Genomic DNA, 26,499 nt, shown 5'->3' with positions numbered 1-26,499 from the left:
GGGGACACCGTACGGACGTGCGGTTTCGCGGTTGCCGCGGGGTTGGGCAGAACTGCCCGAACGGCCGCTAGGCTCGGGTCAGGACCGCCAACCGACGGGGATGGAGCATATGAGCGAGCCGAACTTCGGGGGAACGGGCGCAGCCGGGGACGCGGACGCGCCGCGCGTGGTCGTCGTCGGACCGGACGGCGTCCCGGTCGGCACCGCGCAGGCGGCACCCGAGGGCGAGGAAAACGAGTCCGTCGGCGACCTGGTCGAGGAACCGGCCAAGGTGATGCGCATCGGGACCATGATCAAGCAGCTGCTGGAGGAGGTCCGCGCCGCGCCGCTGGACGACGCCAGCCGCAACCGGGTCCGCGAGATCCACCAGACGTCGGTGCGCGAACTGGAGGAGGCCCTCGCCCCCGAGCTGCGCGAGGAACTGGAGCGCCTGGTGCACCCGTTCACCGACAACGAAACCCCCTCGGACGCCGAACTGCGGATCGCGCAGGCCCAGCTGGTCGGCTGGCTGGAGGGGCTGTTCCACGGCATCCAGACCGCGCTGTTCGCCCAGCAGATGGCCGCGCGGGTGCAACTGGAGCAGATGCGCCGCGGCCTGCCCGCGGGGTCGTCCGGTTCCGGCGGCCACCCGGGCGAGGGGCACGGGCACGGCATCACCGGAACCGGGCAGTACCTCTAGCTTTCCGGGCTCTCCGGGCTTTCCGCGGCGAAGAACGCTCGAAGATCCCCGATCAGCAGATCGGGTTCTTCGAGCGCCGGGAAGTGCCCGCCGCGCGGAAGTTCGGTCCACCGCACGATCCGGTCGGTGCGCTCGGCCAGGTGCCGCAGCGGAAGCCCGATGTCGTCCGGGAACACCGCGACGGCGGTCGGCACGGTCGACTTCGGCAGCGGTGCGCCCCACTGGACGTCTTGGTAGGCGTAGATCCGCGAGGACGACGCGGCGGTGCGGGTGAACCAGTAGAGCGAGACGTTGGCGAGCAGATCGTCGCGGTCGATCAGGTCGTGGTCGGTGTTCGAGAAAGCCCGGAACTTCTCCGCGATCCAGGCCAGCTGCCCGGCCGGGGAGTCGGTGAGACCGTAGGCAAGCGTTTGCGGCTTGGTGGACTGGATCATCGCGTAGCCGACGCCGGTTTGCTGGAAGGCCCGCGCTTTCTCCAGTGACCGCTGCCCTTTCGCCAGCTCTGCCCCGCTGAGCCCTTCCAGATCGGCCTCGCTGCGCGCTACCGCGGACGGCAGCATCGTCACGTGCGCCCCGATGATCCGCTCCGGGAATTGGACGGCGAGTTCGCGGGAGATCAACGCACCCCAGTCGCCGCCGTGGGTGCCGAAGCTTTGATACCCGAGGCGGGACATCAACTCCGCCCACGCACGCGCCGTCCGAGCCGGTCCCCAGCCGCGGTCAGGCGTCGGCCCGGAAAAGGCGAACCCGGGCACAGAGGGAACGACGACGTGGAACGCCGCGGCCGGATCGCCGCCGTACGCCCGGGGGTCGGCGAGGGGGCCGATGAGGTCGAGGAATTCGACGATCGAACCGGGCCAGCCGTGGGTGAGGATGAGCGGGATGGCGTTCGGTTCGGGGGATTTGAGGTGCAGGAAGTGGATGGTGGCGCCGTCGACGGTGGTGGTGAACTGGGGGAAGCCGTTGATGCGTTCTTCCTGGGCGCGCCAGTCGAAGCCCAGGCGCCAGTAGTCGGCGAGGTCCTGGACTTCGGGCACCGGAACGCCCAGCTCCCACGCCGGGTCGTCGAAGGCGTCCGGCCAGCGCGCGTCGGCGAGACGACGGTGGAGGTCGTCCAGGTCGGACTGCGGGATGTGGATCCGGAACGGGGTCTCGGTCATGGCGACGACGTTAGGGAGGATTGCGGACTGTTCCGGTCCTCAATCGACGAGGGCTTCCCGTCCGTTCAGTTGCGGATCCGCCGCGCCCACCGTCGCCGCTGAGCGGGCGGCTCCTCCTGCGCGAGCGGCTCCGGCTCCGGTTCGGGCTCCTCGGGGACCGGGCGGACCACCGGCGCGTAAACCTGCTCGGCGACCTTCCGCTTGCTGTTCTTGAAGTCAGCCAGCGTCTCTTCCGCGTAGCCGCCCGCGGTCGGGCGGTCTGGGACCTGGGAGAGGTCTTCGAGCAGCGTCCAGTTCGAACCGAGCTCGGCGAGGGAACGGTGCTTCGTGGCGTAATAGTCCGGGTGGATGCTCACCGCGACGCCGGAGGCCCCGGCCGCGGCAGCCAGCATGTGAATGTGGAATCGGGTGGAAATCCAGGTTTGTTCCGGCCCGACGGGAAGGCCATGCGTCCAAATGTGCGAAAACGGATAAAACCGCGCACCCGGCAATTCGCGTTCGAGCAACGAAAAGACTTCACGGTCGACTCGGGGCACGCCTTCGACGATGCCGATCTTCGCCGGGTCCGTCTTCCACGCGCGCAGCATGGAAAGCACCGCGCCGGCCACCGCACCGATGCCGACCTCGACCAGGTCGGATTGCAGGCACAGCATCACTTCGGGCAGGTCTTCGGCGTGGTCGTACCGCTCCGGCCCGATGGCGAGGAAGGCGTCGTCCAGGCCGACCGGGCGGCCCAGCAGATCCGCTGACGCACCGTCGCGGACCTCGACCACCTCGAACCGGTCGGCGAGCGCCTTCAGCAGCGGGACCGAGCCTTCACAGGCCGGCTGCAAGCCCTGTCCGGTCATGGCCGCCCGGCCGCCGGACCGTTCGACCGCGGCGACCGCGCCTGCCAGCAGGCCGATCTGCTTGGGCCACAGTTTGTTGATGTATCCCCCGCCGACGACGTGCACGACGTCGGCCTTCGCCAGCAGTTCGATGCTGTGGTGCAGCCGCGGCATCATGCCCGGGTTGTGCACCGCGTCGCGCACCCAGGCGGCGGCGCGCCAAGGATCGTCGTCCGGAGCTTCCCAGCACAGCCGCCACAAAGTGTCGGTGAACTTCGCCCGCGGGTGAATGCCGTCGAGCAGGACGCTCGCCGGCCCCGGCGAGTGAGTGTCCACCCACACGTCGGCGTCCGGAGCGGTCTCCGCGAGATAAGCCAGCCAGCCCGCGGTGATGAGCTCGTCGCCGTAGTTGGGGTGGCCCACAGGTGCGACCAGGTGATACTGCGCACGCGAAGAAACAGACTCCGGGTGCGAAGTGCTGATTTCGGGGACCGGCATTGGCTTATCGTAACGTCGCGCACACTCTGTCAGACAGCACGGGTGAGAAGGGACGAAGCGGCCGCGCGACGGGTCGAGCCTAGCCCGGCGCGCCCCATCGGTACCCTCGTCCACGTGCATGCCACCAGCACGGTTCACGCAGCCGAACCCGATGTCTCGACTCCGGTTCCACCGTCGTCGGACAGCAAGACGTTCGGGCGTGCGATCGACGACATCAAGACCGGTTTGGCCTCCCGCGAGCTGTGGACCCATCTCGGCTGGCAGGACATCAAGCAGCGGTACCGGCGGTCCATCATCGGGCCGTTCTGGATCACCATCAGCCAGGGTGTCATCGCGCTCGGTCTCGGCCTGCTGTACTCGCAGCTGTTCCGGACGCCGATCGAGGTGTTCCTGCCCTACCTCTCCACCGGCTTCATCATCTGGGGCTTCATCCAGGGCTGCCTCACCGAAGGCATGGAGACGTTCATCGCGAACGAGGGCCTGATCAAACAGGTCCCCGCGCCGCTCAGCGTGTACGTGCTGCGCACGATCTGGCGGCAGACGCTGCTGCTGGCGCACAACATGATCGTCTACGTCGTGCTGCTGATCATTTTCTTCTCGGCGCTCGATTCCCCGTATTCGCTGGGGTCGAAGGACGGCGTCTGCACTCCGGACAAGTACTGCCACCCGGGCCTGAGCTGGAACATTTTCCTCGCCATTCCCGGGTTCGTGCTGCTCGCCCTCACCGCGGGCTGGGCGGCGCTGCTGCTCGGCATCATCTCGACCCGGTTCCGCGACATTCCGCAGCTGATCAACTCGCTGATCCAGCTGATGTTCTACGGCACCCCGATCGTCTGGCCGGTCGACCAGCTGCTGTCCGGCGGCGCGCGGGACGGCGCGTCGTGGGCGTTGCCGATCATCAAGCTGAACCCGCTTTACCACTACATGCAGGTGGTGCGGTCGCCGCTCATCGGGCAGGCGGTGAGCTGGACCAGCTGGGTCGTGGTCGGCGGCATCACCGTCGTCGGATGGGCGCTCGCGCTCGTCGCTATGCGCAATTACCGGTCTCGCGTCTCGTATTGGGTGTGACAGATGGTCAGCATTGACGTCCACAACGCGTACGTGGACTTCCCGATTTTCGACGCGAAGACGCGTTCGATGAAAAAGCGCGTGCTCGGCAAGGTCGGGGGCAAGATCGGCACCGAGCAGAAGGTGCCGATCATCGAGGCGCTGCACGACGTGTCGGTCAGCCTCCGCGAGGGCGACCGGGTCGGTCTCGTCGGGCACAACGGCGCGGGCAAGTCCACGCTGCTGCGGCTGCTCGCCGGGATCTACGAGCCGACCCGCGGTTCCTCGCGGATCGTCGGCAAGATCGCGCCGGTGTTCGACCTCGGCATCGGCATGGACCCGGAGATCTCCGGCGAGGAGAACATCATCATCCGCGGCCTGTTCCTCGGCATGAGCGCCAAGGAAATGGAGAAGCGGGTCGACGACATCGCGGAGTTCACCGAACTCGGCGATTACCTGCAGATGCCGCTGCGGACGTACTCCACCGGCATGCGGGTGCGGCTCGCGCTCGGCGTGGTGACCTCGATCGACCCGGAGATCCTGATCCTGGACGAGGGCATCGGCGCGGTCGACGCGGCGTTCCTCAACAAGGCCCGCGACCGGCTCAAGGACCTGGTCAAGCGGTCCGGCATCCTGGTGTTCGCGAGCCACTCCGACGAGTTCCTCTTCGAGCTGTGCGATTCGGCGATCTGGATGGACGAGGGACATCTGAAGAAGCAGGGTTCGCTGCGCGAGGTGCTCACCGAGTACAAGGGCCGCGACCCGTTCGAGAACATGAGCCAGGAAGGTCTCGAGCGCCTCGGCATCGAGCCCGCGACCACGACGAACGGCGGGGAATGATGGCCGGCGAGACGCGAGAGCTGCCCGAGGGCGCCGTCGTCGGCGTGGTGGTCACGCGGCACCGGCGCGAGCTGCTCGCGGACTCGCTGAAGATCATCGCCGCCCAGACCCGGCCGGTCGATCACCTCGTGGTGGTCGACAACGGCCCGGACAAGTCCGCGCGGGACGTCGTGGAGGCCTTCCCGCTGCCGTACACGTACCTCCCGTCGCACCGGAACCTCGGCGGTGCGGGCGGTTTCGCGCTCGGCATGCTGCACGCACTGTCGCTCGGCGCGGACTGGGTATGGCTCGCCGACGACGACGGCCGCCCGGCGGACGAGCACGTGCTCGAAATCCTGCTGGAGGAAGCTGAAAAGCGCGGTCTCGCCGAGATTTCCCCGGTGGTGGCCAACATCGACGCCCCGGCGAAACTCGCGTTCCCGCTGCGCCGCGGCCTCACCTGGAAGCGCTCGTCGGCCGAACTGGGCACCGATTTCCTGCCGGGCATCGCGTCGTTGATGAATGGCGCGTTGTTCCGCGCGTCCACTTTGGACGTCACCGGGGTACCCGACCTGCGCCTGTTCTTCCGCGGCGACGAGGTGGAACTGCACCGCCGCCTGGTGCGGTCCGGCCTGCCGTTCGGCACGTCGCTGCGCACGACCTACCTGCACCCCGACGGCTCGGACGAATTCAAGCCGATGCTGGGCGGGAAATTCCACGCACAGGACCCGGAGAACGAGGTCAAGCGGTATTACACCTACCGCAACCGCGGGTATTTGCTGTCGCAGCCGGGAATGCGGAAAATCGGGGCGCTGGAAGTGCTGCGCTTCGGGTTGTACTTCGTGGGCGTGAAGCGGGACCCGAAGGCGTTCGTGCAGTGGCTGAAGCTGGTGCGGCAGGGACGCGCGGAGAAGTTTTACCGGTACTGACCCCGGTCAGTCCGTTGTGGACGATGACTCCACCGTCCACAACGGACTCTCAGGCTATTCCCCGATCACCGGCGGCGCGGACCGATGTCCGCTGCCGAATACCTCGTCGTCCTCGATTTCCATGACGAACGCGGGCTGGTCGTTTCCGTCGTCGTACGGGCGGGCTCCGAAGCCCATGCCCGGGCGGGCTGGGGCGCCGCCCATTCCTCCGGCGGCTACGTCCGCTGCGCCCGCTCCGTCGCCGGGGCCGAACGAGCCGGCGCCGCCGCCGCGGCCGACCTTGGTTTCGTGTTCTTCGTCGGCGCCGAAACCTCCGCCGCCACCGCCCATCATGCCGCCCATCGGCATCGCGCCCATGCCCATTCCGGCCGCTCCGGCGTTGCCGCCGCCGGGGGACGCCTGGGCCGCGGGCGGTGCGTAACCGGCCGCGGTGGTCGCGCTGTCCGGCATCGGCTGGTGGACCGCGCCGGTGAACTGGCTCGGGCCGCTCACGGTCGGTGCGCTCGTGTGCCCAGCCACTGCGGCACCGCCGCCGGCAGCGGCAGCGGCACCCGAGGAGGCCGAGCCAGCCGGAGCCGGAGCCGGAGCGGGCGCAGGGGCAGGAGCGGGAGCGGGAGCGGCGTCGTGGTGCTCCGGACCAGTCGGCATCACCACCGCGGCACCGCCACCAGCGGCGACCCCGAACTTCGGCGGATGCGCGAAAGTCGGCTGCTTCGAACCCGACGAGTACAGCGACGAGTCGTACTTCGACATCGTCTCCGCGGCCTGCTCGTGCGCGGAACGGCTGTCCTGCTGCTTCTTCAGCGTCGCGTCGATCTCATTGCTCATTTCGAGCGGGCTCGCGTGCGACCATTTGTCGAATTCCTCGGACCAGTCGAACGGGACCGCGTCCGGCATCGAGTGCTTCGCCGCCTGCGCGGCGGACGCCTGTTCCTCCACGATCTGCGCGGCCAGCTTCGCGTTCTGGCCATTCGCCTCGGCCCATTCCGCAAGGCTCACGAAATACGCCTGCGCACCGGCCGCCGCCTCGCCGCTCCACGCGTGCGCGGCCTTCTTCACGGCCTCGCCCAGCTGCGTCGCGAACTCCTCGAACGCCTTCTGCACCTCGGTGTACGCGTGCGACACCGAGGAAACCTGCTCCACGTCGAGATTCGACTCGACGTACGACTTCAGCTGCTGGTGCGGGTGCCCGAGGTAGTCGGCGTCCGACGGCGCGAGCCCCGGCTGCGGCGTGCTCATTCGGTGCCCTTCACGGTGCGGTGGGAGTCGATGGCCTGGTTCTCGTTCTCGGTGTAGACCCCGCCGGCGCGCGCGAGCGCCTCGTCGGCTTCCTTCAGGATCCGGCCGAACTGGTCCAGGACGTCCAGCGCCGACCCGGGCGCGTCGGCTCCGCTCTTGCGGTCGTGTTCGGCCACGGTGTGCCCGTACGGGTGGCTGCCGAGCTTCGGCGCGGTCGTCAGCGCCTGGGTCTGCGGCTTGAGCCGTTCCAGGCGCGTGACCATGTCGGTGAGCGCTTTGCGCAGGTCACCGAGTGCGTCGCCGTCGATGCTGAACCCGCCGGCTTTCGCGGTGCCGGCCAGCTTGTGCGTTTCGGCCGCGGCTTCGGCGATGCCCTTGGCGTTCAGCCCGCCTGCCGCCAGCGGATCAGTGCTCATGCGCCGGAGTTTACCGACGCGAGCCGCTCCGGTCAGGCGTTTGCCGAATAGCCTTCAAGCTGGGTGAACAGTTGTTGGGCCAGACGGGCATTGTCGGCGGGCGCGTAGGTGAGCCAGCGGTTGCCGTCGCTGGAATCGCGCGTGCTGAGCAGGTAGCGGCCGAGTTCGGTGTCGAACCACACGAGCGACGGCAGCGCCTTTTCGTGGCCGTTGCCGTCGCCCACGTACGGCGTGAACTCGCCGACCGCCAGCCGCGGCTTCTCGAAGATCCGCTGGACGGACCGCAGTTGCGGATTGTGCGTGCGCGGTCCGCTGACCCCGGCGAACGGGTCGTACGCGTCTCCCCGGACCGGCTGCTTCGCCGGCCGCGCGACGGTCACCGACTGCCCCGGCGCGGCGGGCGTGAGCGGCAGCAGGTCGACGATCGCCGGGACGATGCCGGTCGGGCGGACCTCCTCGAAGGTGAACATCCCGTCCCGCTGGCAGACCAGCACCGCGAACGTGCCGTTCGACGCCACGCGCGCGAACAGCTGATCGTCGCCGAGCTTGGCCGCCGCGGACACCGCGAGGCCGGGCCGGGCGAACGTGGCGAGCGCGATCTGGACGTCGTCGTCGACGGTCCCGCGCCGCAGCAGGCCGCGGCCGTCGAGGTCGCGGAAGACGGCGTCGCGCACCGCGGCGCGTTCCTCGCCGGTGATGCCGATGTGCGGCACCTCGAACGGCAGCGGCGCGCGGCCGAGCCCGAGTTCGGCCAGCAGGAGATCCACCGCTGCCGGTGACAGCGTCAACGTGTACGGCACGACCCACCCCTAAATCCGGTCTCTCCCCGGCGAAACCGTAGTCCACTCCGCACCGTCGCGGCCATCGGCTCCGCAGCCGGGGCGAGATCCGCTTCCGCTGTGAGCGGATCCGCTGTCGGCGAACCGCTCTTGCCGCCGATGATCACCCGCTGCTGCCATGGATTCATGGCAGATCCCAAACCAGCACTCGTCCTGCACCTCTCCGCCGGCGGAGAACCGTTGATCTTCCCGCTCACCGCCGACAGTTCCTCGACCGTTCAGGAAAAGCTCCCGGACCTCCTGAAACACGGCGGCGTCCACTCAGTGGAAACCCGGGACGGCAACACTGTTTCGGTAAATTTCGTCCACGTGGCCGCCGCATATGTGGACGATCTGAGCCGAAAGGGCAAATTCGGCCTGTCCGTTTAGCGACGGGCGAGGGCGAGCAGTCCGGCGCGGATCTCCGGTCTGCTCGCGGCCACGAGCAGGAACGTCGCCTCGCGCACCAACCGGCCGGCGTGCGCTCCGGCCAGCACCGCGCGGCTGCCCGTCGCCGCGGCGAGCGCGCCTGCCGACCGGTACGCCAGTTCGGCACCGGCCGCGCGGGCTTCCGGGAGCGTGGCCGGATCGGCGAGACCAGCGTTGAGCCGACGGCGGATTTCGTCCTGTTCGGACCGCAGTGCCGTCGCCGTTGCCTCCTCGCCCGCCGCCTCGATCAAGCAGGCGCAGCGTTCGGCGAGACCAAGCGGCGCACATCCGTTGAGCCGCGCGGCAAACGTATTGCCAGCCACGAATTTGTCGTAGCTGACCTGGGCGAAAACCGATTCGTCGGGAATGAAGTGGTTGTCGAGTTTCAGCCGCACGGTCGCGGTTCCCTGCGCGGCCATGAGCGTCAACGGCTCGGCGACCAGGCTGTGCCCGACTATCGGCGACACCAGCGCGTTGACCACCGTGTCGCCGTCGCGCCCCGACAACTGCAGCAGGTCGATCGCGTCCCAGCCGCTCACGAAGGGCGCTTCGCCGTCGAACCGGTAGCCGCCGTCGACGCGCTGGACCCGCACTTTCGGCGGCGTCGGAATCACGCCCGCGTACGCGACGCCCGCGCGCAGCCGTCCGCTGATCAGGTTCGGCAGATAGCGTTCGCGCAGGTCCGCCCGGTCCGTCGCGGCCAGCCCGGCGACGAGGCCGTGGTGCTGCAGCCAGGTGAACGCGGTGCTCAGGCAGCCGCCGGCCAGCGCTTCGAGCACCCCGACCAGCTGCTCGAGGTCGACCCCGGAATCCGGCGCGGCGAGACCGTAGAACCCCTCCTCGGCGAGCGCGTCGAAATGCGACCGCGGCACCACGCCTAGCCGGTCCACCTCAGCTGCCGCCGGAAACAACAGATCGTCGGCAAGAGCCCGCGCGCGGGAAACCAGGTCGGCCATGAAACCAAGCTACCCAAAAAGACAAAAAGGGCGTCCCGCCGAACGCGAGACGCCCTTTTCGGACCAGCTCAGGCAATCACAGCTCGTACAGCCGCTTCCAGTTCTCCCGCGAGGTGAGTTCCGGCATCGCGCGCTTGTACTGCTCCTGCACGCCGGCGCCTTCCTTGCGCAGCCGGTTGATCACCTTCGCGCCGCGCTTGGCGAGGTCGAACATCTTGACCTTGTCGTAGCTGCGCACGCGCACGCCTTCCTGCGACGCGTCGGTGACCACGGCGGTGTCGAACAGCGCGATGTGCCACCAGTGCGCCTCGTCGATCGGCACCGCGCCGAGCCCGAAGCGGCTGCGGCCGAGCACCTTGTCGAGGATGCGCTTGATCAGCACGAGCCGCTGCATGCTCGGCCGCGGCGCGCTGTTGATGATGCCGATGTCGTTGGACGCGATGCCCGGCACGTCAGTGGCCTTGTGCCGCTTGGTCTCCGGGTACGCGTCGCGGATCCGGCGGATCTCCTTCATCGCCTCGACGCCGCCGTCGCGCAGGATTTCCGGGCCCTCCAGGAAGTCCTCGACCGCCTTGATCAGCGTCGCGGACAGGCCGTACTGCATGCCGAGCAGGTAGCGCACCAGCTGCGCCATCAGCACGCGGGAGAGCAGGTTCAGGTTGAACGGCGAGTGCAGCGCGGCGGTGATGATCGAGTTGCGCAGGTTGAAGTACCGGTGCCACTCGTCCCAGTCCTTCCAGTGGAAGTCCGCGTGCCACACGCCGGCGCCCGGCAGGGTCACCGTGGGGAAGCCGTATTCGCGGGCCCGGTAGGAGTACTCCGCGTCGTCCCACTGGAAGAAGAACGGCAGCGGGTAGCCGATGGCCTTGACGACCTCGTACGGGATCAGGCACGACCACCAGCCGTTGTACCCGGCGTCGAGGCGGCGTTCCTGGCGGTTCGGGGCCCCGGTCTCCTCGTCGACGCCGAGCAGGTCGGCGGTGGACAGCGAGTGCTGCACCGGCTGCCCCGGCTCCAGCGTGTTCAGCCGGGCGTACTCGGCTCCGACGTGCAGCTGGTTCGGGTGCAGCAGGTTGAGCATCTGGCCGCCGACGATGATCGGGTTGGCCGAGCGGTTGGAGAAGGCCGTGACGCGCACGACGAGGTCCGGCTCGAGCAGCACGTCGTCGTCCATGAACAGCACGTTCGCGTGCTCGGTCGCGGTGTGCCCGGCGACCTCGTACAGGCCGCGGGTGAAGCCGCCGGCACCGCCGAGGTTCGGCTGCTTGATGTAGTGCAGCTTCTCGCCGAGGTCCTTCGCGACCTGCTCGAAGCCTTCGCGCGATTCGACCAGGTCGGTGCCCTGGTCGGCGACGTAGATGGCGTCGAGGGTGTCGAGCGAGGACACGTCCGCGGCGAGCGCCTGGAGGTTCTTCAGGCAGTCGTCGGCACGGTTCATGGTGCAGATGGTGACCGCGGTGGGGCGGATCGACTCCGGCGCGTCGACGGTCCAGCGGACCTGCTCGACCCGCAGCGTCTGGCCGCCCTCGGTCTCGAGGTCGAGCCACAGCGCGCCGCCGTCGTAGAACTTGTCCAGCTTGCCGGTGAGCTCGACCTTGGCGCCCTTCACGCCGGCCACCTGCTTGGCGTCGACCACGCGCGGGTCGCCGAGCATGTCGGACGCGCCGAGCGACAGCAGCCCGTCGCCGGTCACGACGGCTTCCAGCTTGACCTCGGTCGCGGTGGTCCAGCGCTGCCAGTAGCTGGCCGGGAAGCGGCCGAAGTAGGTGTTTCCGGTGACCTTCGCGGACGGCTCGAGCGTCACGCTGCCGCGCTCGCGCTGGGCGTTGCCCTGCACGACCTCGGCGTACATGTCCTTGCTGACGATCGGAGCCGGCCCGGCGTACAGCCCGCGCTGGGCCGTGAGCCTGCCTTCGGGGGCGTGTTCGGCGAACCGCGTCTGGCCTGCGGGGGCCGCCTCCGCGACCGGGGCTGCTTTACCGGGCATCGAACTCAGTTCTCCTTTACCGGCCGTACACGGAACACGACCCACTTGAGCATCACGAAATTGATCACGGTGGCCGTCCCCTGGGACACGACCCAGGCGAGGGTGGCCTTCCACGCCATCTCCGGCAGGACGTTCAGCATGAGCCGATTCACGCCGATCGTCACGAAGAAGGTCACCGCGTACAGCAGAACGAACCCGCCGATCTGGGCGTTCCCGTCGCGCTTGCCCTCGGCGAAGGTGAACCGCCGGTTCAGGAAGAACGCGGTCGTCGTGCCCACGACGAAGCTGATCGCGCGAGCGACGTCCGCCCACGGGGCCCCGTCCATGCCGACCGCTCGCAGCAGCGAGTACGTGCCCAGGTCGAGCAGGGCGCAGAAGCCGCCGATCACGCCGAACCGGATCAGCTGGCCCAGCAGACCGGGGCCCGCGGGCACCGGCTGCGCTTGGTCACTCTGCGGTTCTGTAGCCACCACTTGGAATACCTTCTCGGCCTATTGCGTCAGTGTCCGTATTACCCACTTCGACGCTCGGACGCTTGTGCCTTGATGCGCAAAGTGTAGAAGCGAGCACTTCAGGGTCACGTTCCGGGCGGTGTTCGGCGTGGCTACCCTGGTCCGCGTGACCCAAGCACCCGAGACACAGCGCCGCACGCTCACCGGCTGGGGCCGCACCGCTGGCACCGTCGCCGACGTGCTGAGCACCCGCGACGTCGACGCGATCGCCCGCGCCGTCGCCTCCGCAGGCCCGCGCGGGGTCATCGCTCGCGGGCTCGGCCGCTCCTACGGCGACCCGGCGCAGAACGCGGGCGGCCTGGTCGTCGACATGACCGTGCTCGACCGCATCCACTCGATCGACCCGGACTCCGGCCTCGTCGACCTCGACGCGGGCGTCAGCCTCGACAAACTGATGCGCGAGGCCCTGCCGTACGGCCTGTGGGTCCCGGTCCTGCCGGGCACCCGCCAGGTGACCATCGGCGGCGCGATCGCCAACGACATCCACGGCAAGAACCACCACTCGGCGGGCAGCTTCGGCAACCACGTCGTGTCGATGGACCTGCTCACCGCCGACGGATCTGTGCGCACCCTCACCCCGGAAGGCCCGGATTCGGAGCTGTTCTGGGCGACCGTGGCGGGAATCGGGCTCACCGGGATCATCGTCCGCGCCACGGTGCGGATGAAGAAGACGGAAACGGCGTACTTCTACGTGGACGCCGACCGCACCTCGAACCTCGACGAGACCCTCGGGCTCTTCACCGATGGTTCAGACCTCAATTACGACTACTCGATGTCGGTGCCGGACTTGATCTCGTCCGACAGCCGCCTCGGCCGCGCCACGTTCTCGCGCGGTTCGCTCGCGAAGCTCGACCAGCTGCCGCCGAAGCTGCGCAACGACCCGCTGCGCTTCGACGCGCCGCAGCTGCTGACGCTGCCCGACGTGTTCCCCAGCGGTCTGGTCAACAAGCTGACCTCGACCATGATGGGCAACCTGTGGCAGCAGACCGTGCCCAAGAAGGGCGCCCGCGGCAAGATCCAGAACCTCACGCAGTTCTATCACCCCCTCGACATGCTGAGCGAGTGGAACCGCGGCTACGGCAGCAAGGGTTTCCTGCAGTACCAGTTCTCCGTGCCGTTCGGCGCGGAAGACCAGCTCAAGGGCATCTGCCGGGCCATCTCGCGGTCCGGGCACTACTCGTTCCTGAACGTGTTCAAGCGCATGGGCGACTCGAACCCGGCTCCGATGTCCTGGCCCGCGCCGGGCTGGATGCTGAGCGTCGACTTCCCGATCAAGAACGGGCTCAGCCGGTTCTGCGAGGAAATGGACGAGATGGTCCTGGACGCGAACGGCCGCCTGTACACCGCGAAGGACTCGCGCACCTCGCCCGAGACGTTCGCGAAGATGTACCCGCGGCTGGAGGAGTGGCGCAAGGTGCGCGCTTCCGTTGACCCCGAAGGCGTTTTCGCCTCTGACATGAGCCGGAGGCTCGCACTGTGATCGACGCGGTCGGTAACCCCCAGTCCCTGCTGCTGCTCGGCGGCACGTCCGACATCGCGCTGGCGATCGCGGAGAAGTACCTCGCGGAGAAGCCGCTGCGGGTCGTGCTGGCCGGCCGTCCTTCGCCGCGGCTGGAGGAAGCCGCGCAGCGTCTGAAGGATCGCGGCGCCGAGGTGTCCACTGTGGCCTTTGACGCCAAGGACCTCGCGTCCCACCCGAAGGTGCTGGACGAGGCGTTCGCTGGCGGCGACATCGACGTCACGGTGGTCGCGTTCGGCCTGCTCGGCGAGGCCGAGGAGCTGTGGCAGGACCACGGCAAGGCGGTCGAGCTGGCGACGGTCAACTACACCGCCGCGGTGTCGGTCGGCGTGGCGCTGTCGGAGAAGCTCAAGACGCAGGGCCACGGCAAGGTCATCGCGCTGTCGTCGGTGGCGGGCGAGCGGGTCCGCCGGTCGAACTTCGTGTACGGCTCGAGCAAGGCCGGTTTCGACGGCTTCTACCTCGGTCTCGGCGAGGCGCTCGCGCCGCACGGCGTGCAGGTGACCGTCGTCCGGTCGGGCCAGGTCAAGACCAAGATGACCGCCGGGATGAAGGACGCTCCGCTGACCCGGACCGCCGAGCAGGTCGCCGACGTCGCGGTCGAGGCCGCGCGCAAGGGCAAGGACCTCGTGTGGTCGCCGTCGGAGTTCCGGCTGGTGATGTCGATCCTGCGGCACGTGCCGCGGCCGATCTTCCGCAAGCTTCCGGTCTGACGTTCTCCCGGCCCGGCCTCCACCGAACGGTGGATGCCGGGCTGACCGGCTCGACGATGTCCTGAGGCGCCCGCCGCGCCGAAACTCGGGACATGGGGAACGAATTCCGCTCGTCGCTAGCCGCGCTGCTGATCGACCTCGGCGCGCCAGTCGGCGGCTACTACCTGCTCCGGGCCTTCGCCGTCCCGCCCGTGTGGGCGCTGCTGCTGAGCGGTCTGCCGCCCGCGCTGCGCGTGCTGTACACGCTGGTCACCCGGCGTCGCGTGGACGGGATCGGCCTGCTCGTCCTGATGTTCCTGGCCGTCGGCCTGGCCACCACCCTGATGACCGGCGACGCCCGGCTGATGCTGGTGCGCGGAGCCTGGTTCAGCACGCTGGCGGGCGTCTGGCTGCTCGCGAGCCTGGTCGTCGGCCAGTACCCGACGACCTACCAGGCGGCCCGCGCACTGCTGCCCGGCCGAGGCTCCCGGCTGGACGCGGCGTGGGAGGCCCGCCCGTCGTTCCGCCGGGTGTGGCGGACGCTGACCGTGGTGTGGGGCGTCGGCAGTCTGGTCCACAGTGGACTGAGCATCGGGATGGCGTACACCCTGCCGGTCGACGACGTCCCCGCACTCGACGCCGGGCTGTCAGTCGCGTTTTTCGTTGGACTGCAGGTGATCACGCAGATTCTGCTGCTCCGGGAAGGCACATTTCGCCAGGTGATGCGTCCATCCACAGTGGACTCTGCCCAGGGCTAATCCGGGTCTGGCGGCGGACGCAACCCGTCGACGAGCTTCGCCGGGTTCACCCCGAGCCCGTCGGCGAACTTGAGCAGGTTGTGCAGGTTGATGTTGCGCAAGCCGCGCTCGACCTGGCTGACGAACGTCCAGTGCACCCCAGCCGCCTCGGCCAGCTGCTCCTGATTGAGGCCAGCCTTGTGCCGGAACTCGCGCACGCGCTCGCCGATAATGCGCGCGGCAGCGGAGATCGGAGGCTTGGCCATGGTCGACTAATCACACACGTCTAGCGCCAGCAAAACCAGAGCACAAATGACTAGAGCAGTTATGTCTATAGCGTTTATGTCTAGTCGTCGAGCACCTTTCAGAATCGAGTCCACCGCGGGTGATTGATCGGCTACCGTGCTACCTGTAACCAATTGCCGACACCAGCGTCGAGGGGGCACAGGTGTGGGAGGACACGGCGTTCATCGTCGCGAGCGAGCAGGCCAAGACGACCGCGCCGGACGGCTTCGTCCTGGAACCCGATGAGGCGAAACAGCTGCTCAGCAAGCTGAAGGGCATCAAAGAGACGCTGACGGAGATGCACCGGAAGGCGGTCAACCTGTGCGGGATGAAGACTCCGTCGCAGGATCCGTCGACGCTCGCCGCGCATGTGGCAATGGTTGGCGACGGCGCCGCAAAAATGGGGGCCTACTCTTACGGCGGGGGCCACATCGACCTTCAGATCGCCTACGTCGATGAATTCATCCAGCGCATCGCGGAAGCGCTCGGCATGACAAAATCAAGCGATCAGCAGCAAGCTGGCCGACTCAACAGTTTCAACAACCGGGGAACTACGGAATGAAATTCCGCATGCCGATCGTCCTGCTCAGCTCGGCGGCCCTGCTCGCCGCTTGTTCGGGCACCACCGGCGGGCACCCGACTCCGGTGGCGAGCAGCAGCTCGCTGCCGGGCGGAGAGGTACCGCCCTACGGTGGTGCTCCGAAGGTCGAGAACCCGCTTCCCGACTCCGTTCTCTCCGGAAGCGCGTGCGATGCACTCGACGCGCAGCAGATCCGCGTCAACTTCGGCGCAGACCTCGTCGGCAAACCCGAGGACGGACCGCTCGGCCCCAAATGCACCTGGTCTGACCACCAGGGCGGCTCAATGCTGACGATCTTCTACACGACCAAGCAACGCGAAGGCTTGAGCATCATCTACAAGCAGGTCAAGCCGCAGATGAAGCGTTTCGAGGTGCTTCCGCCCATCCAGGGCTACCCCGCCGTCGCGTACGACCCGAAGCCGGGCCCGCGTACAGATGGGTGCCAAGTAGCGGTCGGGCTCTCCGACACTCTCGAATTCGAGGTCGGACTCGACCTCGGCGACTCCAACAGCGGCAAAGCTGACGCCTGCGGCCTCGCGGCCGAGGTCACCGGGGACGTGGTGACCACGCTCAAGAAGAAAGCGGGGCGGTGACATGGGCTGGGTGGAGTCCACCAAGGCGCTGCTCGACAAATACCAGGAAATGACGGTGCCGATCGAGGAGATCGTCCCGCAGATCCAAGCGGCGCAGCCCGGGGTGTGGCATGAAGGAAGCGACATCGCCAAGGGACTCGCGCGGGATCAGGAAGCGGTCAGCCAGGACGTCTCGGAGATTCTCGGCGGTCTCGAATCCGTCTGGAGCGGCGCTTCGGCGGACAAGGTTTCGCAGCGGCTGCGAACGGTGCGTTCCTCGATGACCGGTGCGCAGCAAACGTTCCACGACAACAGCGGCACGCACGCTTCCGCGGCGGCGATGCTCGACAATCTGCGCAACCAGATGGCTCCCATGTCGGCGGAACCGCTCACGAACGCGCTGAAGAGCGGGAAGAACCTGTTCGACTCCGACGTGCTGTCCGAGATGCGCAGCCACAACGAAGCTTCGGCCAAGAATCTCCAGCTCTACCAGGAATTCACCCACCAGACCCAGTCCAATTCGGGGCAGTTGAAGTACGACTACGGCAAGCTCGGCGCGTACGACGGCGGCGTCACGGTCGACCAGCAGCCGAACGTCCCTGGCCCGGGCCATCCGCCAGCGGGCCCACCAGGCCCCGGCGGTTGGCGGCCGGGAGGTCCCGACCCACGTGAGACTGGACCAGGCGACCAACCTCCCGGAGCGAGCGGGGCGGGCAGCCAGGTCGGCCCCGGCGTCAGCGGAGGCTACAACCGCGACAGCGGGCCGTACAGCGGCAGCCCGGGCAGCTACCCGCATTCGTCGAATCCGGCCGACGCGACCAGCACCTCCGGCTACGTCGAGCCGACCGGTTCCGGTCAGTCCCGGTTCACCCCTCCGGGGATCGGCGGGTACCAGCCCGGCGGATCCGGCCCGAGTTCCGGCGGGTCTGGTCTCGGCTATACCCCGGGCATCGGCTTCGGCTCGACCGGCGGAGAGAGCGGAGGCACCGCGATCACGCCCCGCGGTCCGGGCGGCGGTTCCCGGGTCGGAGCCGGAGAGTTCGGCCCGCGAGGCAGTGTCGGCGCGGGTACGGGTGCGCTGCGCGGAGGTGCGGCCGGCGAGCGCGGTATGCCCGGGGCCGGGATGAGTGGCGGCCGCGGCGGCAAGAAAGAAGACGACGCCGAGCACAACCGCAAGTACGTCCTCGACACCGACGACATTTTCTCCGACGAGGAAGCCACCATCGATCCCGTCACCGGCCTCCGGTCGACGCCGCCCACTCTCGGCGCATGACCGGACTGGATTCCACGGTGCGGCTGCCGACCGCGGTGTTGTCCCTGGTGTGGGACATGCTCGACCTCGGCGAAATGCACCCGCTGCTCAGCGGCAAGCGGCTTTGGGTGAAGGACGGCGCGGACCGTCGGCTGCACGCCGAGACCATCGAGTACCTCACGCAACTCGGGCTCGCACGCGACGAGGCGCCGACACCGCACCTGCGGGCGACCTTGCAGGTGATCGCCTACGCCGAGGGCGAATACTTCGCGCACTCGCAATTCAGCACCGGGACCGATCGCAGCGCATTGGTCGCCCAGCGCGGGGCGGACGCGGTACGGGTGTCCGTGCAGGACGACGTGGTCGAGATCCGGCAGATCGCCCCGAACCGGCTGGCCACCGCGCTTTTCGACGCGCTTCCGCAGATCCCCGGCGCGCCGGTGCGCTCGGTGTCGGTCGCGTCCGACGAGGCGCCGGACCCGTTCGACGAAAGCACCAGCGCCGAGTACCTCAATTCAGTCCTGGACCAGCCCCGCCAAGCGGTGCATCAGCTGTACGTCGGCCGCCGGGCCGGTGGCAGGCACCTCACCGGCGGTCCGATTTTCGCCCTGGACCTGGAAGCCGGCCGAGTCCTGACGTACCGGACCACCGACGACCGGACCGAGCTGATCCCCGGCGACCCGCGTGCGATCGTCAAGATCCTGAACGACACCTCCGCCGCCCTTTAGTCCAGCACGACCGGGCAATGCGGATTCGGCGTCTCCGCCAACGCGATCATCTTTTCCAGCCGCTCGCGAGTGCGTTCGAGACCGGAGATGTATTCGTCGAGCCGGGCCTTTTCCTCGCGCAGCCGAACGCGCGATTCCGGCGTGCTGACGCCCGCGTGCAGGCACGGCATCAGCTCGCGGATAGTCGCGCTGGACAGCCCCGCCGCGTAGAGCTGCTGGATCAGCCCGACCCACGACACCGCGTCCTCGCCGTAGCGGCGCTGCCCGCCCGAGGTGCGCATCGACTCGATCAGCCCCTGCTGCTCGTAGTAGCGCAGTGAACGCACGCTGACCCCGGCGCGCTCCGCCACCTCGCCGATCCGCATCCGAGCCTCCGTGATCCGCACCACAAACACAAGAACCTGACATTGACGTCAGGATCCAGGATAGCCGTTGTCCCCTTCCAACGGCTTTTCCCCAGGAGAACCTCATGCAGATCGCAGGCTCGACCGCGCTGGTCACCGGTGCCGGACGCGGACTCGGCACCCACTTCGTCCGCGCCCTGCTGGACCGCGGCGCGGCCAAGGTCTACGCCACCGCTCGCCGTCCCGTCGACCTCGACGGCGCCGTGTCGCTGCCGCTGGACGTCACCGATCCCGATTCGATCGCGGCCGCCGCTGCCGCCGCCCCGGACGTCACGTTGCTGATCAACAACGCCGGAATCGCCTCCTTCACCGACCTGGTGACCGGCGACCTGGACTCGATCCGGCGGGAAATGGAGACCAATTTCTTCGGCCCGCTGCGGGTAATCCGGGCATTCGCGCCAGGGTTGAAGAATGGCGCGATTCTGAATGTTCTGTCCGCCCTGTCCTGGGCGACCTATCCGGGCTCCGCGGGATACGCCGCGTCCAAATCGGCGGCGTGGAGCATGACCAACTCGGTGCGGCTGGAACTGCTGGCGCAGCACACGCTGGTGAGCGGCCTGGTCATGGCCAGTACCGACACCGACATGATGGCGAGCTTCGACATCCCGAAAAACGACCCCGCCGACGTCGTCCGCGCCGCGTTGGACGGGTTGGAAGCGGGAGAAATCGAAATCATCGCGGACGCGGACAGCGCGACGGCGAAAGCCGGGCTGTCCGCGCATCCGACGGTGCTGTACCCGGCGCTGCTGGGCGACTGAGGTCAAGCGGGCAGGGATTCTGCGCGAATACGCCGTTCGCTCAGTTGCCTGTTCCGGAGCCGGTGCCGCCGCCGTTGCCGAACCCGGGGCCGTTGTTGCCGTTGTTGCCGCTGCCGCCGTTCTGGCCGTCCGGGATGCGGTGGCGCTGGCCGGGACCGCCGTCGTTGAAGCGGTGGCCGCCCTGGTGCTGGCTCATGCCGGGCCGGCCGGGATGGTGCGTCGCGGCCATGACGCCGCCGACGATCCCGCCGCCGACCACCAGTCCCAGCACGCCCACCGCGACCAGTTGCGTGGCCCGGTGGGCGACAAACCGGCGGAATCCGCTCTGCTTCGGCGGCGGCAGCGGCATACCCCACGGGCCGGGTTGAGCGAACTGACCGGGCTGATTCAGCTGCTGAGCGGCCGGACCGGCGTGCTGGCCCGCTTCCGCGGAAGACGCGCCTTGGCCCGCCTGCTCAGCAGACGGCCCGGGTTGACCCCCTTGGCGTGCCTGCTCGGCAGACGATCCGGGCTGGCCCAGCTGGCTGGTCTGCTCGGCAGACGGCACCGGCTGGCTCGGCTGAGTAGCGTCCCCCGACGATCCCGCCTGGCCACCCGCGGCAGCCGGGCCCGCATCGGTCGCAGCCCCGCCCAGGTCCCCGGTCCGGCCGAACTGCTCAGTCGGTTCCTGCCCGGCAGGCTCGCCAGGCGAGGGGTTCTTTTCGTCGTTCATCGTCGGTCCTCCGGGCTGCGCGGGCGGGAGGCGGGGTGTCCCGGCTCCCACCCCCGAGGGTGACCGTCGATGCTGTGGAGAAGCTGAATCCCAGCTGTTTAAATCTGCGCGCCGTTCACAGGTAGAACGACAGGAACAGGGTCACGACCCAGGTCGCGCCGAGCACCTGCAGCACGCGGTCCTTCAAGGCGATCTCGTCCGGCGCACCGGCGTTGCCGCCGTCCACGTCGACCGCGTAGCGGAGCACCGCGATCACGAACGGGACCATCGACACGACCGCCCACACCGAGTTGTGCTCGGCCTGGCGGATCTCGAACGCCCACAGGCAGTAGGACATGATCAGGATCGCCGCGGACGTCGCCCACACGAAGCGCAGGTAGCTCGCCGAGTACTTCTTCAGCGAGGACCGGATCTTCGCGCCGGTGCGCTCGAACAGCATGATCTCCGCGTACCGCTTGCCGGCCACCATGAACAGCGAGCCGAACGCCGTGACCAGCAGGAACCACTGCGACATCGCGATGCCGCCCGCGACGCCGCCGGCCACCGAGCGCATCAGGAAGCCCGAGCCGACGATCGCCAGGTCCACCACCGGCTGGTGCTTCAGGCCGAAGCAGTAGCCGAGCTGCACGGCCTCGTAGACCGCCAGCACGATCGCCAGCCGCCAGTCCGCCGCGAACGACACGGCGAGGCCGGCGAGGAAGAACACCACGGCCGCCGCGTAGGCCACCGGGACCGGGACGATGCCCGCCGCGATCGGGCGGTTGCGCTTCGTCGGGTGGGCCCGGTCGGCCTCGACGTCGACGGCGTCGTTGATCAGGTAGACCGACGAGGCGGTGAGCGAGAACGCCACGAACGCGATCAGCGCGTCGATGACCAGCTCGGTCCGGTTCGTCGCCTTGGAGAACGCGAAGAACGGCGCCGCGAAGACGAGGACGTTCTTCACCCACTGCTTCGGCCGCGCGGTCTTGATCACCCCGAGCACGAGGCCCACGGGGCTCGTGCCGGAGGTCGGGGTCGGGGCGGCCGGGGTTTCAGGCTTCTCGACCTTCTCGGTCTTCTCGACCTTCTCGGTCGCCTCGGCCGCGTCGGTCTTCTCGGCGGCCGCCTCTGTCGCTTCTGCGGATTCGGCCGTACCGGACGCGTTTTCGGTTCGCTCGTCGGTCGTTTCGCTCATCGCTTCTTGGTCAGCTTCCGTCGGATCAGACCGCCGACGACGCCTCCCAGGGCGGCTCCGGCCAGAACGTCTGTCGGATAGTGAACGCCGAGCAGCAGCCTCGAGGCGAGCATCGGCGGTACCAGGGCGGGGACCAGGTTACGCCCGGTCAATCCGGAGTAGAGCACCGCCGCCGCTGTCGTCGACGTCGCGTGCGACGACGGGAAGCTCAGCTTGCTCGGCGTGCCGACCAGAACCTCCACGCTGGGATGGTCCGGACGGCGCCGCCGCACGACGCGTTTCACGGCGATCGACGCGGCGTGCGCGCCCACCACTCCGGCCGACGCGACCAGCCAGTCTTTGCGCCGGTCGCGGTCCACCGCCGCTCCGAGCAAGCCCAGCGCGAACCATCCCGCGCTGTGCTCCCCGAACAGCGACATTCCCCGCGCGACCTGCACGGCGCCCGGCTTCTTCAGCACCTTCTGGGTGCTGGAGAGCACGGCCACCTCACCGCGCGGGGTGTCCTTCTCAAGCATCGATCGACCCGTCCAACGGCGCACCGTCGGTCAGATGCGGGGCGATCTTGTTGTCGAACATCGACAGCGCCGACCCGATGGCCATGTGCATGTCGAGGTACTTGTACGTGCCGAGCCGCCCGCCGAACAGCACGTTCTTCTCGCGTGCCTCGGTCTTCGCCAGCTCGCGGTAGCTTTCCAGCTTCTCGCGGTTCTCGGCGGTGTTGATCGGGTAGTACGGCTCGTCGTCTTCCTTCGCGAACCGGGAGTACTCGCGGAAGATGACCGTCTTGTCCTTCGGGTAGTCCCGCTCCGGGTGGAAGTGGCGGAACTCGATGATGCGGGTGTAGGGGACCTCTTCGTCGTTGTAGTTGACGACGGAGGTGCCCTGGAAGTCGCCCGTCTGGGCGACCTCGGACTCGAAGTCGACGGTGCGCCAGGTGAACCGGCCCGCCGAATAGTCGAAGTAGCGGTCCAGCGGCCCGGTGTAGACGGTCGGGGTGCCCGCCGGGATGTGCTCGCGGACGTCGAAGTAGTCGACGTTCAGCCGGATCTCGATGTTCTCGTGCTCGGCCATCTTCTCGAGCCACGCGGTGTAGCCGTTGACCGGCAGACCCTCGTAGGTGTCGTTGAAGTACCGGTTGTCGAAGGTGTAGCGGACCGGCAGCCGGTTGATGATGTTCGTGCCGAGGTTCTTCGGGTCGTTCTCCCACTGCTTCGCGGTGTACCCGCGGATGAACGCCTCGTAGAGGGGACGGCCGATCAGGGAGATCGCCTTCTCCTCGAGGTTCTGCGCGTCCTCGGTGCGGAACTCGGCGGCCTGCTTCGCGATGAGCTCGCGCGCCTCGTCCGGCGTGTGCGACTTGCCGAAGAACTGGTTGATCAGGCCGAGGTTCATCGGGAACGAGTAGACCTGGTCCTTCACCCGCGCGAAGACCCGGTGCTGATAGCCGGTGAACTCGGTGAAGCGGTTGACGTACTCCCACACCCGCTTGTTGGACGTGTGGAAGAGGTGCGCGCCGTAGCGGTGCACCTCGATGCCCGTTTCGGGCTCGACCTCGGAGTAGGCGTTGCCCCCGAGGTGGTGACGGCGCTCGAGGACCAGGACCTTCTTGCCCAGCTCGGCCGCGGCCCGTTCGGCGATGGTCAGGCCGAAGAAACCGGACCCGACGACGACGAGGTCGTAACCGCGAAAGTCGTCTTCAGTAATCTTGGCGGAGTTCGTGTGCTCGCTCACGGGCGCTCAGGGTACGCAGTCGCGCGACCGCGTCCCGAACCGACCTCGGCATCCCGCCAGGTTTTACCGGCACTACACACGTGAGAAGCATGCCTGCACCAGACACCTTCTGGACCTATCTAGGCGCGGTCGCCAGCTACGTGGCCGTGCTGGCAGTCCCTGGCGGCCTCATCGGCCGGGCCGCGGGAGTGCGCGGGTGGGCCCTCGCCGGGCTCGCGCCGCTGCTCAGCTATGCCGTCACCGGCCTGGCTGGGCCCTGGTTGTCGACTGTCGGTCTCCCGTACAACGTCTTCACCGCCGCAGCCTGCACGCTGCTGCTGGCGGGGGTCGCGTGGGGAATCCGGCGGCTCTGCCTCGTCCGCGGCTGGATCACCCCGGGCGCGGAGGAGCCTCCGGTCGTCTGGAGCACGCGCGCGCAGTGGTCGGTCGCCGCGTGCGTCGCGGTGGCGACGGCGCTGTCGATCGCCGTGGTGCTTTCCGCGCGCGGCGGGACGACGGCGGTCTTCCAGCGCTGGGACACCGTCTTCCACGCGAACGGCATCCGCTACATCGCCGACACCGGCGACGGCTCGCTCATCGGCATGGGCAAGATCAACTGGTACCCGGACGGATCGTTCTATCCGAACGGCTATCACCTGGTCGGCGCGCTGGTTTACCAGATCTCCGGGACGAGCATCCCGGTCACGCTGAACGCCATCACCATGCCGGTCGCGGGCATCTTCGCGCTGTCGATGGTCGCTCTGGTCCGCCAGATGGGCGGCCGGGCGGTCTTCGCGGGCTGCACCGCCCTGATCGCCGCTGCCGCGACGACGGGCGCGTACGAGTCGGTGTCGAGCGGCCTGCTGCCGTACGCGCTGGGGATAGTCCTCACGCCGCTCACGGTGGTCGCGCTGCAACGCTTCCTCGTACGCCCGGGCGTCGACACCGGCCTGGTCTTCGCGCTGTCCGCGGACGGTCTGCTCACCGCGCACTCGAGCGCACTGTTCGGCGGCGTCCTCTTCGCGGCGCCGCTAGTGCTGCAGCGTTGGTACCGCTCGCTTCGCAGGCTTCGGGTGGACGGTGTGCCTGAAGGGCGCAACGGGCTGCGCGTGATCGGCGGCGACATCGTGCGCACAGTGCCGGTCATGGCGGCCGCAGTCGTCTTCGCCGCGCCGCAGATCCTGGGCGCGATCAAGTTCACCTCCGGCTCGTACCCGTACCAGCCGTGGAATTCGGACCTGCCGGTCCTGTCGGCGCTGAACATGCTCGGCACGTTCCAGCAGGTGCTGCACACGCCGCAGCTCTGGCTCACCGTGCTGCTCGTGGTCGGCGTGCTGGCCTTCCGCACCCTCGACCGGATGCGCTGGCTGGTCCTGTCCGCGATCGGGCTCTCCGGGCTGTTCGTGCTGGTCACGTCCTACGGCGCCTCGCCGCTGGTCATCTCGCTGTCGCGGCCGTGGTGGAACGACCGGTTCCGGCTGATGGCGCTGGCCGCGATCCCGCTGTGCCTGCTCGCCGGGCACGGCATGGCGGAGCTGCAGCGCTGGACGGCGCAGCGGATCCGCTCGATCAGCTGGGCGAAGGCGCGGCCGCGGGTGGTCTCCCGGCTCGGGATCGCGGCGGCGGCGGTCGTCGTGGCCGTGACCGCGGTGCTGACCGGCGGGTTCTACCGCACCGCGAACGCCACCGCGGTGTCGTTCCTGTACTACAACGGGCCGGAGGGCGAGGTCACGCCGCCGGTCAGCCCGGACGAGATCGCGGCCATGGAGTTCCTCGGCCGGATGCACATCCCGCCGGACGAGAAGGTGCTGAACGACCGGCTCGACGGCACCGCGTGGATGTACGCGCTGACCGGCGTGCACCCGGTGGCGGGCCACTACGACGGCGGCGGCCCGGTCTCGCCGGACGCGACCTACCTGGCGCTGCACTTCCGCGATTACGACCTCGACGTGCGCGTGCGCGAGGCGGTCCAGCGGCTGAAGGTGCGCCACGTGCTGGTGGGCAGTGGTCCGATCGCCAAGGGCGCGCCGATCTCCCCCGGCCTGCGCGACCTCATGGGCAGCGATTTCCTGCAGCTCGTCTACCGCAATCCGGGCGCGCAGATCTACACGATCATCAGGTGACTCTCGTGACCGCGGCCTCCCCTGGCCGCGGTCACGAGGGCTACTCGGCCTTGAGGCCCGGCAGCACTTCTTCGACGACCTTTTCCAGCACCGATTCGTGCCCCTCGTACGGCCCGCTCGAGCGCGGCCAGTGCGCGATGACGTCGGTGAAGCCCAGCTCACGGGCCCGTTCGGTGGCCTCGCGGAACGCCGCGACGCTGCTGAGCGAGAACACCGGCGCCGCGTCGAGGCTCAGGTACCGCTGGATGCCCGCCAGTTCCCGGCCGGCCGCTTCGGCCCGCTGTTCGAACGTGGCGACCAGCTCGGCGATGCCGGTCCACCATTCGTCGAGGGTGTCCCCGCCGCGCCCGGTGGTGACCCAGCCCGCGCCGAACCGCGCGGCCAGCGTCATGGTGCGCGGGCCGTTGGCCGCGACCAGGAACGGCAGCCGGGGGCGCTGCACCGTGCCCGGCAGGTTCCGCGCGCCGCGCGCGGAGTAGTACTCGCCGGAGAAGTCGAAGTTGTCGGTCATCAGCAGCCCGTCGAGCGCCTCGACGAACTCGGTGAAGCGGTCGACCCGCTGCCGCGCGGTCAGCTCCGGAGCGGCCAGCACCTGCGCGTCGTAGCGCGAACTGTCCACGCCCGCTCCGACGCCCAGCACGAACCGGCCGTCGGACACGTCGTCGAGGGTGATCAGCTCGCGCGCGAACGGCACGGGGTGCCGCGCGACCGGAGAGGCGACGAAGGTGCCCAGCCGGATCGTGGAGGTGACCATGGCGGCCGCGGTGAGGGTGGGCACAGCGGAGAACCACGGCCCGTCGACCAGCGACCGCCAGCCGAGATGGTCGTAGGTCCACGCGTGGTCGAAGCCGTACTCCTCGGCCGCGCGCCACTTCGGCTCGGCCGCCCACCAGCGGTCTTCAGGAAGAATTACGATGCCTGCTCGCACGAGGCCGAC

General features: G+C 68.6%; 29 protein-coding genes. 14 read left to right on the top strand and 15 right to left on the bottom strand.

Going from position 1 to position 26,499, the window contains the following annotated elements; genetic code table 11:
- Positions 1–100 precede the first annotated feature (100 nt).
- Positions 101–679: a bacterial proteasome activator family protein gene (locus WA670_RS05395; RefSeq protein ID WP_336157042.1), complete on the top strand. Its 579-nt coding sequence runs from the start codon at positions 101–103 to the stop codon at positions 677–679.
- Here the strand turns inward: WA670_RS05395 and WA670_RS05390 are convergent.
- Positions 676–1,839 (bottom strand): epoxide hydrolase family protein, encoded by a 1,164-nt coding sequence (locus tag WA670_RS05390; RefSeq protein ID WP_336157041.1) that lies wholly within the window; start codon positions 1,837–1,839, stop codon positions 676–678. The two genes, WA670_RS05395 and WA670_RS05390, sit on opposite strands and share 4 nt — an antisense overlap.
- A 65-nt stretch (positions 1,840–1,904) precedes the next feature.
- Positions 1,905–3,164, bottom strand: coding sequence for a polysaccharide pyruvyl transferase family protein (locus tag WA670_RS05385; RefSeq protein ID WP_336157039.1), 1,260 nt, complete (start codon positions 3,162–3,164; stop codon positions 1,905–1,907).
- A 114-nt stretch (positions 3,165–3,278) separates the two neighbouring features.
- On the opposite strand from WA670_RS05385, the gene wzm reads away from it, so the two are divergent.
- Genes wzm through glfT1 form a run of 3 tightly spaced genes read left to right on the top strand, consistent with a single transcriptional unit; the run spans position 3,279 to position 5,959 of the window.
- Positions 3,279–4,232, top strand: a complete 954-nt coding sequence (gene wzm, locus WA670_RS05380; RefSeq protein WP_134664093.1) for a galactan export ABC transporter permease subunit Wzm/RfbD — start codon at positions 3,279–3,281, stop codon at positions 4,230–4,232.
- A gap of 3 nt (positions 4,233–4,235) precedes the next feature.
- The gene (wzt, locus tag WA670_RS05375; protein ID WP_037369048.1) at positions 4,236–5,051 is read left to right on the top strand and encodes a galactan export ABC transporter ATP-binding subunit Wzt/RfbE; all 816 of its coding nucleotides are present in this window, start codon (positions 4,236–4,238) and stop codon (positions 5,049–5,051) included.
- A complete protein-coding gene (gene glfT1, locus WA670_RS05370; protein WP_037807159.1) occupies positions 5,051–5,959 on the top strand; it encodes a galactofuranosyltransferase GlfT1 in 909 nt (302 codons plus the stop codon). The genes wzt and glfT1 overlap by 1 nt, the downstream gene beginning before the upstream one ends.
- 54 nt (positions 5,960–6,013) lie before the next feature.
- Here glfT1 and WA670_RS05365 read toward each other — a convergent pair whose 3' ends face one another.
- The 3 genes from WA670_RS05365 to WA670_RS05355 are packed head-to-tail and all read right to left on the bottom strand — an operon-like array spanning position 6,014 to position 8,414.
- Positions 6,014–7,198, bottom strand: a complete 1,185-nt coding sequence (locus tag WA670_RS05365) for a hypothetical protein (protein WP_336157037.1) — start codon at positions 7,196–7,198, stop codon at positions 6,014–6,016.
- Positions 7,195–7,614, bottom strand: a complete 420-nt coding sequence (locus tag WA670_RS05360; protein WP_043837773.1) for a hypothetical protein — start codon at positions 7,612–7,614, stop codon at positions 7,195–7,197. Before WA670_RS05360 ends, WA670_RS05365 begins: the two co-directional genes overlap by 4 nt.
- Positions 7,615–7,646: 32 nt before the next feature.
- Positions 7,647–8,414, bottom strand: a complete 768-nt coding sequence (locus tag WA670_RS05355) for an ESX secretion-associated protein EspG (RefSeq protein ID WP_336157036.1) — start codon at positions 8,412–8,414, stop codon at positions 7,647–7,649.
- 165 nt (positions 8,415–8,579) lie between these two features.
- Between WA670_RS05355 and WA670_RS05350 the strand changes: the two genes are divergently transcribed.
- Entirely contained in the window at positions 8,580–8,822 is a 243-nt protein-coding gene (locus WA670_RS05350) for a hypothetical protein (RefSeq protein ID WP_037807649.1), read from the top strand.
- On the opposite strand, the gene WA670_RS05345 is transcribed toward WA670_RS05350, so the two are convergent.
- The 3 genes from WA670_RS05345 to WA670_RS05335 all read right to left on the bottom strand — a co-directional run bounded on the left by WA670_RS05345 (position 8,819) and on the right by WA670_RS05335 (position 12,277).
- Complete coding sequence (locus WA670_RS05345; RefSeq protein ID WP_336157035.1) at positions 8,819–9,817, bottom strand: acyl-CoA dehydrogenase family protein; 999 nt, start codon at positions 9,815–9,817, stop codon at positions 8,819–8,821. The genes WA670_RS05350 and WA670_RS05345 overlap by 4 nt on opposite strands.
- Before the next feature lie 76 nt (positions 9,818–9,893).
- Positions 9,894–11,804 (bottom strand): glycosyltransferase, encoded by a 1,911-nt coding sequence (locus WA670_RS05340; RefSeq protein WP_336157034.1) that lies wholly within the window; start codon positions 11,802–11,804, stop codon positions 9,894–9,896.
- Between the two features lie 5 nt (positions 11,805–11,809).
- A complete protein-coding gene (locus tag WA670_RS05335) occupies positions 11,810–12,277 on the bottom strand; it encodes a GtrA family protein (protein WP_037807142.1) in 468 nt (155 codons plus the stop codon).
- A 145-nt stretch (positions 12,278–12,422) separates the two neighbouring features.
- Here WA670_RS05335 and WA670_RS05330 point away from each other — a divergent pair, with 145 nt between their 5' ends.
- The 3 genes from WA670_RS05330 (at position 12,423) to WA670_RS05320 (ending at position 15,285) form a co-directional block, all read left to right on the top strand.
- Positions 12,423–13,796 (top strand): FAD-binding oxidoreductase, encoded by a 1,374-nt coding sequence (locus WA670_RS05330; protein WP_336157032.1) that lies wholly within the window; start codon positions 12,423–12,425, stop codon positions 13,794–13,796.
- A complete protein-coding gene (locus WA670_RS05325; protein ID WP_037807140.1) occupies positions 13,793–14,548 on the top strand; it encodes a decaprenylphospho-beta-D-erythro-pentofuranosid-2-ulose 2-reductase in 756 nt (251 codons plus the stop codon). Before WA670_RS05330 ends, WA670_RS05325 begins: the two co-directional genes overlap by 4 nt.
- Before the next feature lie 92 nt (positions 14,549–14,640).
- The gene (locus WA670_RS05320) at positions 14,641–15,285 is read left to right on the top strand and encodes a VC0807 family protein (protein ID WP_336157031.1); all 645 of its coding nucleotides are present in this window, start codon (positions 14,641–14,643) and stop codon (positions 15,283–15,285) included.
- On the opposite strand, the gene WA670_RS05315 is transcribed toward WA670_RS05320, so the two are convergent.
- Positions 15,282–15,530: a helix-turn-helix domain-containing protein gene (locus tag WA670_RS05315; RefSeq protein WP_134727947.1), complete on the bottom strand. Its 249-nt coding sequence runs from the start codon at positions 15,528–15,530 to the stop codon at positions 15,282–15,284. The two genes, WA670_RS05320 and WA670_RS05315, sit on opposite strands and share 4 nt — an antisense overlap.
- Positions 15,531–15,712: 182 nt before the next feature.
- On the opposite strand from WA670_RS05315, the gene WA670_RS05310 reads away from it, so the two are divergent.
- Genes WA670_RS05310 through WA670_RS05295 form a run of 4 tightly spaced genes read left to right on the top strand, consistent with a single transcriptional unit; the run spans position 15,713 to position 18,681 of the window.
- Positions 15,713–16,111 carry a hypothetical protein gene (locus tag WA670_RS05310; RefSeq protein WP_336157030.1) on the top strand — a complete coding sequence of 133 codons (399 nt, stop codon included), beginning with the start codon at positions 15,713–15,715 and terminating at the stop codon, positions 16,109–16,111.
- Positions 16,108–16,722, top strand: coding sequence for a DUF3558 domain-containing protein (locus tag WA670_RS05305; protein WP_336157029.1), 615 nt, complete (start codon positions 16,108–16,110; stop codon positions 16,720–16,722). The genes WA670_RS05310 and WA670_RS05305 overlap by 4 nt, the downstream gene beginning before the upstream one ends.
- A gap of 1 nt (position 16,723) precedes the next feature.
- A complete protein-coding gene (locus WA670_RS05300) occupies positions 16,724–17,974 on the top strand; it encodes a hypothetical protein (protein ID WP_336157028.1) in 1,251 nt (416 codons plus the stop codon).
- On the top strand, positions 17,971–18,681 hold the full coding sequence (locus WA670_RS05295; RefSeq protein WP_336157027.1) for an ESX secretion-associated protein EspG: 711 nt from the start codon (positions 17,971–17,973) through the stop codon (positions 18,679–18,681). Before WA670_RS05300 ends, WA670_RS05295 begins: the two co-directional genes overlap by 4 nt.
- Here the strand turns inward: WA670_RS05295 and WA670_RS05290 are convergent.
- Positions 18,678–19,046 (bottom strand): MerR family transcriptional regulator, encoded by a 369-nt coding sequence (locus tag WA670_RS05290; RefSeq protein ID WP_336157026.1) that lies wholly within the window; start codon positions 19,044–19,046, stop codon positions 18,678–18,680. The two genes, WA670_RS05295 and WA670_RS05290, sit on opposite strands and share 4 nt — an antisense overlap.
- A gap of 104 nt (positions 19,047–19,150) precedes the next feature.
- On the opposite strand from WA670_RS05290, the gene WA670_RS05285 reads away from it, so the two are divergent.
- A complete protein-coding gene (locus WA670_RS05285; protein WP_336157025.1) occupies positions 19,151–19,843 on the top strand; it encodes an SDR family oxidoreductase in 693 nt (230 codons plus the stop codon).
- A 40-nt stretch (positions 19,844–19,883) separates the two neighbouring features.
- On the opposite strand, the gene WA670_RS05280 is transcribed toward WA670_RS05285, so the two are convergent.
- The 4 genes from WA670_RS05280 to glf all read right to left on the bottom strand — a co-directional run bounded on the left by WA670_RS05280 (position 19,884) and on the right by glf (position 23,460).
- Positions 19,884–20,555 (bottom strand): hypothetical protein, encoded by a 672-nt coding sequence (locus WA670_RS05280; RefSeq protein WP_238603599.1) that lies wholly within the window; start codon positions 20,553–20,555, stop codon positions 19,884–19,886.
- A 115-nt stretch (positions 20,556–20,670) separates the two neighbouring features.
- On the bottom strand, positions 20,671–21,729 hold the full coding sequence (locus WA670_RS05275; protein WP_043837798.1) for a decaprenyl-phosphate phosphoribosyltransferase: 1,059 nt from the start codon (positions 21,727–21,729) through the stop codon (positions 20,671–20,673).
- Positions 21,726–22,244 (bottom strand): phosphatase PAP2 family protein, encoded by a 519-nt coding sequence (locus tag WA670_RS05270; RefSeq protein ID WP_037807124.1) that lies wholly within the window; start codon positions 22,242–22,244, stop codon positions 21,726–21,728. Before WA670_RS05270 ends, WA670_RS05275 begins: the two co-directional genes overlap by 4 nt.
- A complete protein-coding gene (gene glf, locus WA670_RS05265) occupies positions 22,237–23,460 on the bottom strand; it encodes a UDP-galactopyranose mutase (RefSeq protein ID WP_037807122.1) in 1,224 nt (407 codons plus the stop codon). Before glf ends, WA670_RS05270 begins: the two co-directional genes overlap by 8 nt.
- 89 nt (positions 23,461–23,549) lie before the next feature.
- Between glf and WA670_RS05260 the strand changes: the two genes are divergently transcribed.
- Positions 23,550–25,562 (top strand): DUF6541 family protein, encoded by a 2,013-nt coding sequence (locus WA670_RS05260; protein WP_238603600.1) that lies wholly within the window; start codon positions 23,550–23,552, stop codon positions 25,560–25,562.
- A 40-nt stretch (positions 25,563–25,602) separates the two neighbouring features.
- Here the strand turns inward: WA670_RS05260 and WA670_RS05255 are convergent, their stop codons facing one another.
- Entirely contained in the window at positions 25,603–26,490 is an 888-nt protein-coding gene (locus WA670_RS05255) for an LLM class flavin-dependent oxidoreductase (protein WP_134727954.1), read from the bottom strand.
- Between the last annotated feature and the right edge of the window lie 9 nt (positions 26,491–26,499).

The sequence above is a fragment of the Amycolatopsis sp. VC5-11 genome (genome assembly GCF_037034185.1).
Taxonomy (GTDB): Bacteria; Actinomycetota; Actinomycetes; order Mycobacteriales; family Pseudonocardiaceae; genus Amycolatopsis; species Amycolatopsis nivea.
This window is presented reverse-complemented; position numbering and strand designations above follow the sequence as displayed.

What these genes read in the sequence shown, in the direction of transcription:
- WA670_RS05395 (WP_336157042.1), top strand. Translation starts at nt 101, where the DNA reads ATGGAGCATATGAGCGAGCCGAACTTCGGGGGAACGGGCGCAGCCGGG.
- WA670_RS05390 (WP_336157041.1), bottom strand. Translation starts at nt 1,839, where the DNA reads ATGACCGAGACCCCGTTCCGGATCCACATCCCGCAGTCCGACCTGGAC.
- WA670_RS05385 (WP_336157039.1), bottom strand. Translation starts at nt 3,164, where the DNA reads ATGCCGGTCCCCGAAATCAGCACTTCGCACCCGGAGTCTGTTTCTTCG.
- wzt (WP_037369048.1), top strand. Translation starts at nt 4,236, where the DNA reads ATGGTCAGCATTGACGTCCACAACGCGTACGTGGACTTCCCGATTTTC.
- glfT1 (WP_037807159.1), top strand. Translation starts at nt 5,051, where the DNA reads ATGGCCGGCGAGACGCGAGAGCTGCCCGAGGGCGCCGTCGTCGGCGTG.
- WA670_RS05365 (WP_336157037.1), bottom strand. Translation starts at nt 7,198, where the DNA reads ATGAGCACGCCGCAGCCGGGGCTCGCGCCGTCGGACGCCGACTACCTC.
- WA670_RS05360 (WP_043837773.1), bottom strand. Translation starts at nt 7,614, where the DNA reads ATGAGCACTGATCCGCTGGCGGCAGGCGGGCTGAACGCCAAGGGCATC.
- WA670_RS05350 (WP_037807649.1), top strand. Translation starts at nt 8,580, where the DNA reads ATGGCAGATCCCAAACCAGCACTCGTCCTGCACCTCTCCGCCGGCGGA.
- WA670_RS05345 (WP_336157035.1), bottom strand. Translation starts at nt 9,817, where the DNA reads ATGGCCGACCTGGTTTCCCGCGCGCGGGCTCTTGCCGACGATCTGTTG.
- WA670_RS05340 (WP_336157034.1), bottom strand. Translation starts at nt 11,804, where the DNA reads ATGCCCGGTAAAGCAGCCCCGGTCGCGGAGGCGGCCCCCGCAGGCCAG.
- WA670_RS05320 (WP_336157031.1), top strand. Translation starts at nt 14,641, where the DNA reads ATGGGGAACGAATTCCGCTCGTCGCTAGCCGCGCTGCTGATCGACCTC.
- WA670_RS05315 (WP_134727947.1), bottom strand. Translation starts at nt 15,530, where the DNA reads ATGGCCAAGCCTCCGATCTCCGCTGCCGCGCGCATTATCGGCGAGCGC.
- WA670_RS05305 (WP_336157029.1), top strand. Translation starts at nt 16,108, where the DNA reads ATGAAATTCCGCATGCCGATCGTCCTGCTCAGCTCGGCGGCCCTGCTC.
- WA670_RS05300 (WP_336157028.1), top strand. Translation starts at nt 16,724, where the DNA reads ATGGGCTGGGTGGAGTCCACCAAGGCGCTGCTCGACAAATACCAGGAA.
- WA670_RS05295 (WP_336157027.1), top strand. Translation starts at nt 17,971, where the DNA reads ATGACCGGACTGGATTCCACGGTGCGGCTGCCGACCGCGGTGTTGTCC.
- WA670_RS05290 (WP_336157026.1), bottom strand. Translation starts at nt 19,046, where the DNA reads ATGCGGATCGGCGAGGTGGCGGAGCGCGCCGGGGTCAGCGTGCGTTCA.
- WA670_RS05285 (WP_336157025.1), top strand. Translation starts at nt 19,151, where the DNA reads ATGCAGATCGCAGGCTCGACCGCGCTGGTCACCGGTGCCGGACGCGGA.
- WA670_RS05280 (WP_238603599.1), bottom strand. Translation starts at nt 20,555, where the DNA reads ATGAACGACGAAAAGAACCCCTCGCCTGGCGAGCCTGCCGGGCAGGAA.
- WA670_RS05275 (WP_043837798.1), bottom strand. Translation starts at nt 21,729, where the DNA reads ATGAGCGAAACGACCGACGAGCGAACCGAAAACGCGTCCGGTACGGCC.
- WA670_RS05270 (WP_037807124.1), bottom strand. Translation starts at nt 22,244, where the DNA reads ATGCTTGAGAAGGACACCCCGCGCGGTGAGGTGGCCGTGCTCTCCAGC.
- WA670_RS05260 (WP_238603600.1), top strand. Translation starts at nt 23,550, where the DNA reads ATGCCTGCACCAGACACCTTCTGGACCTATCTAGGCGCGGTCGCCAGC.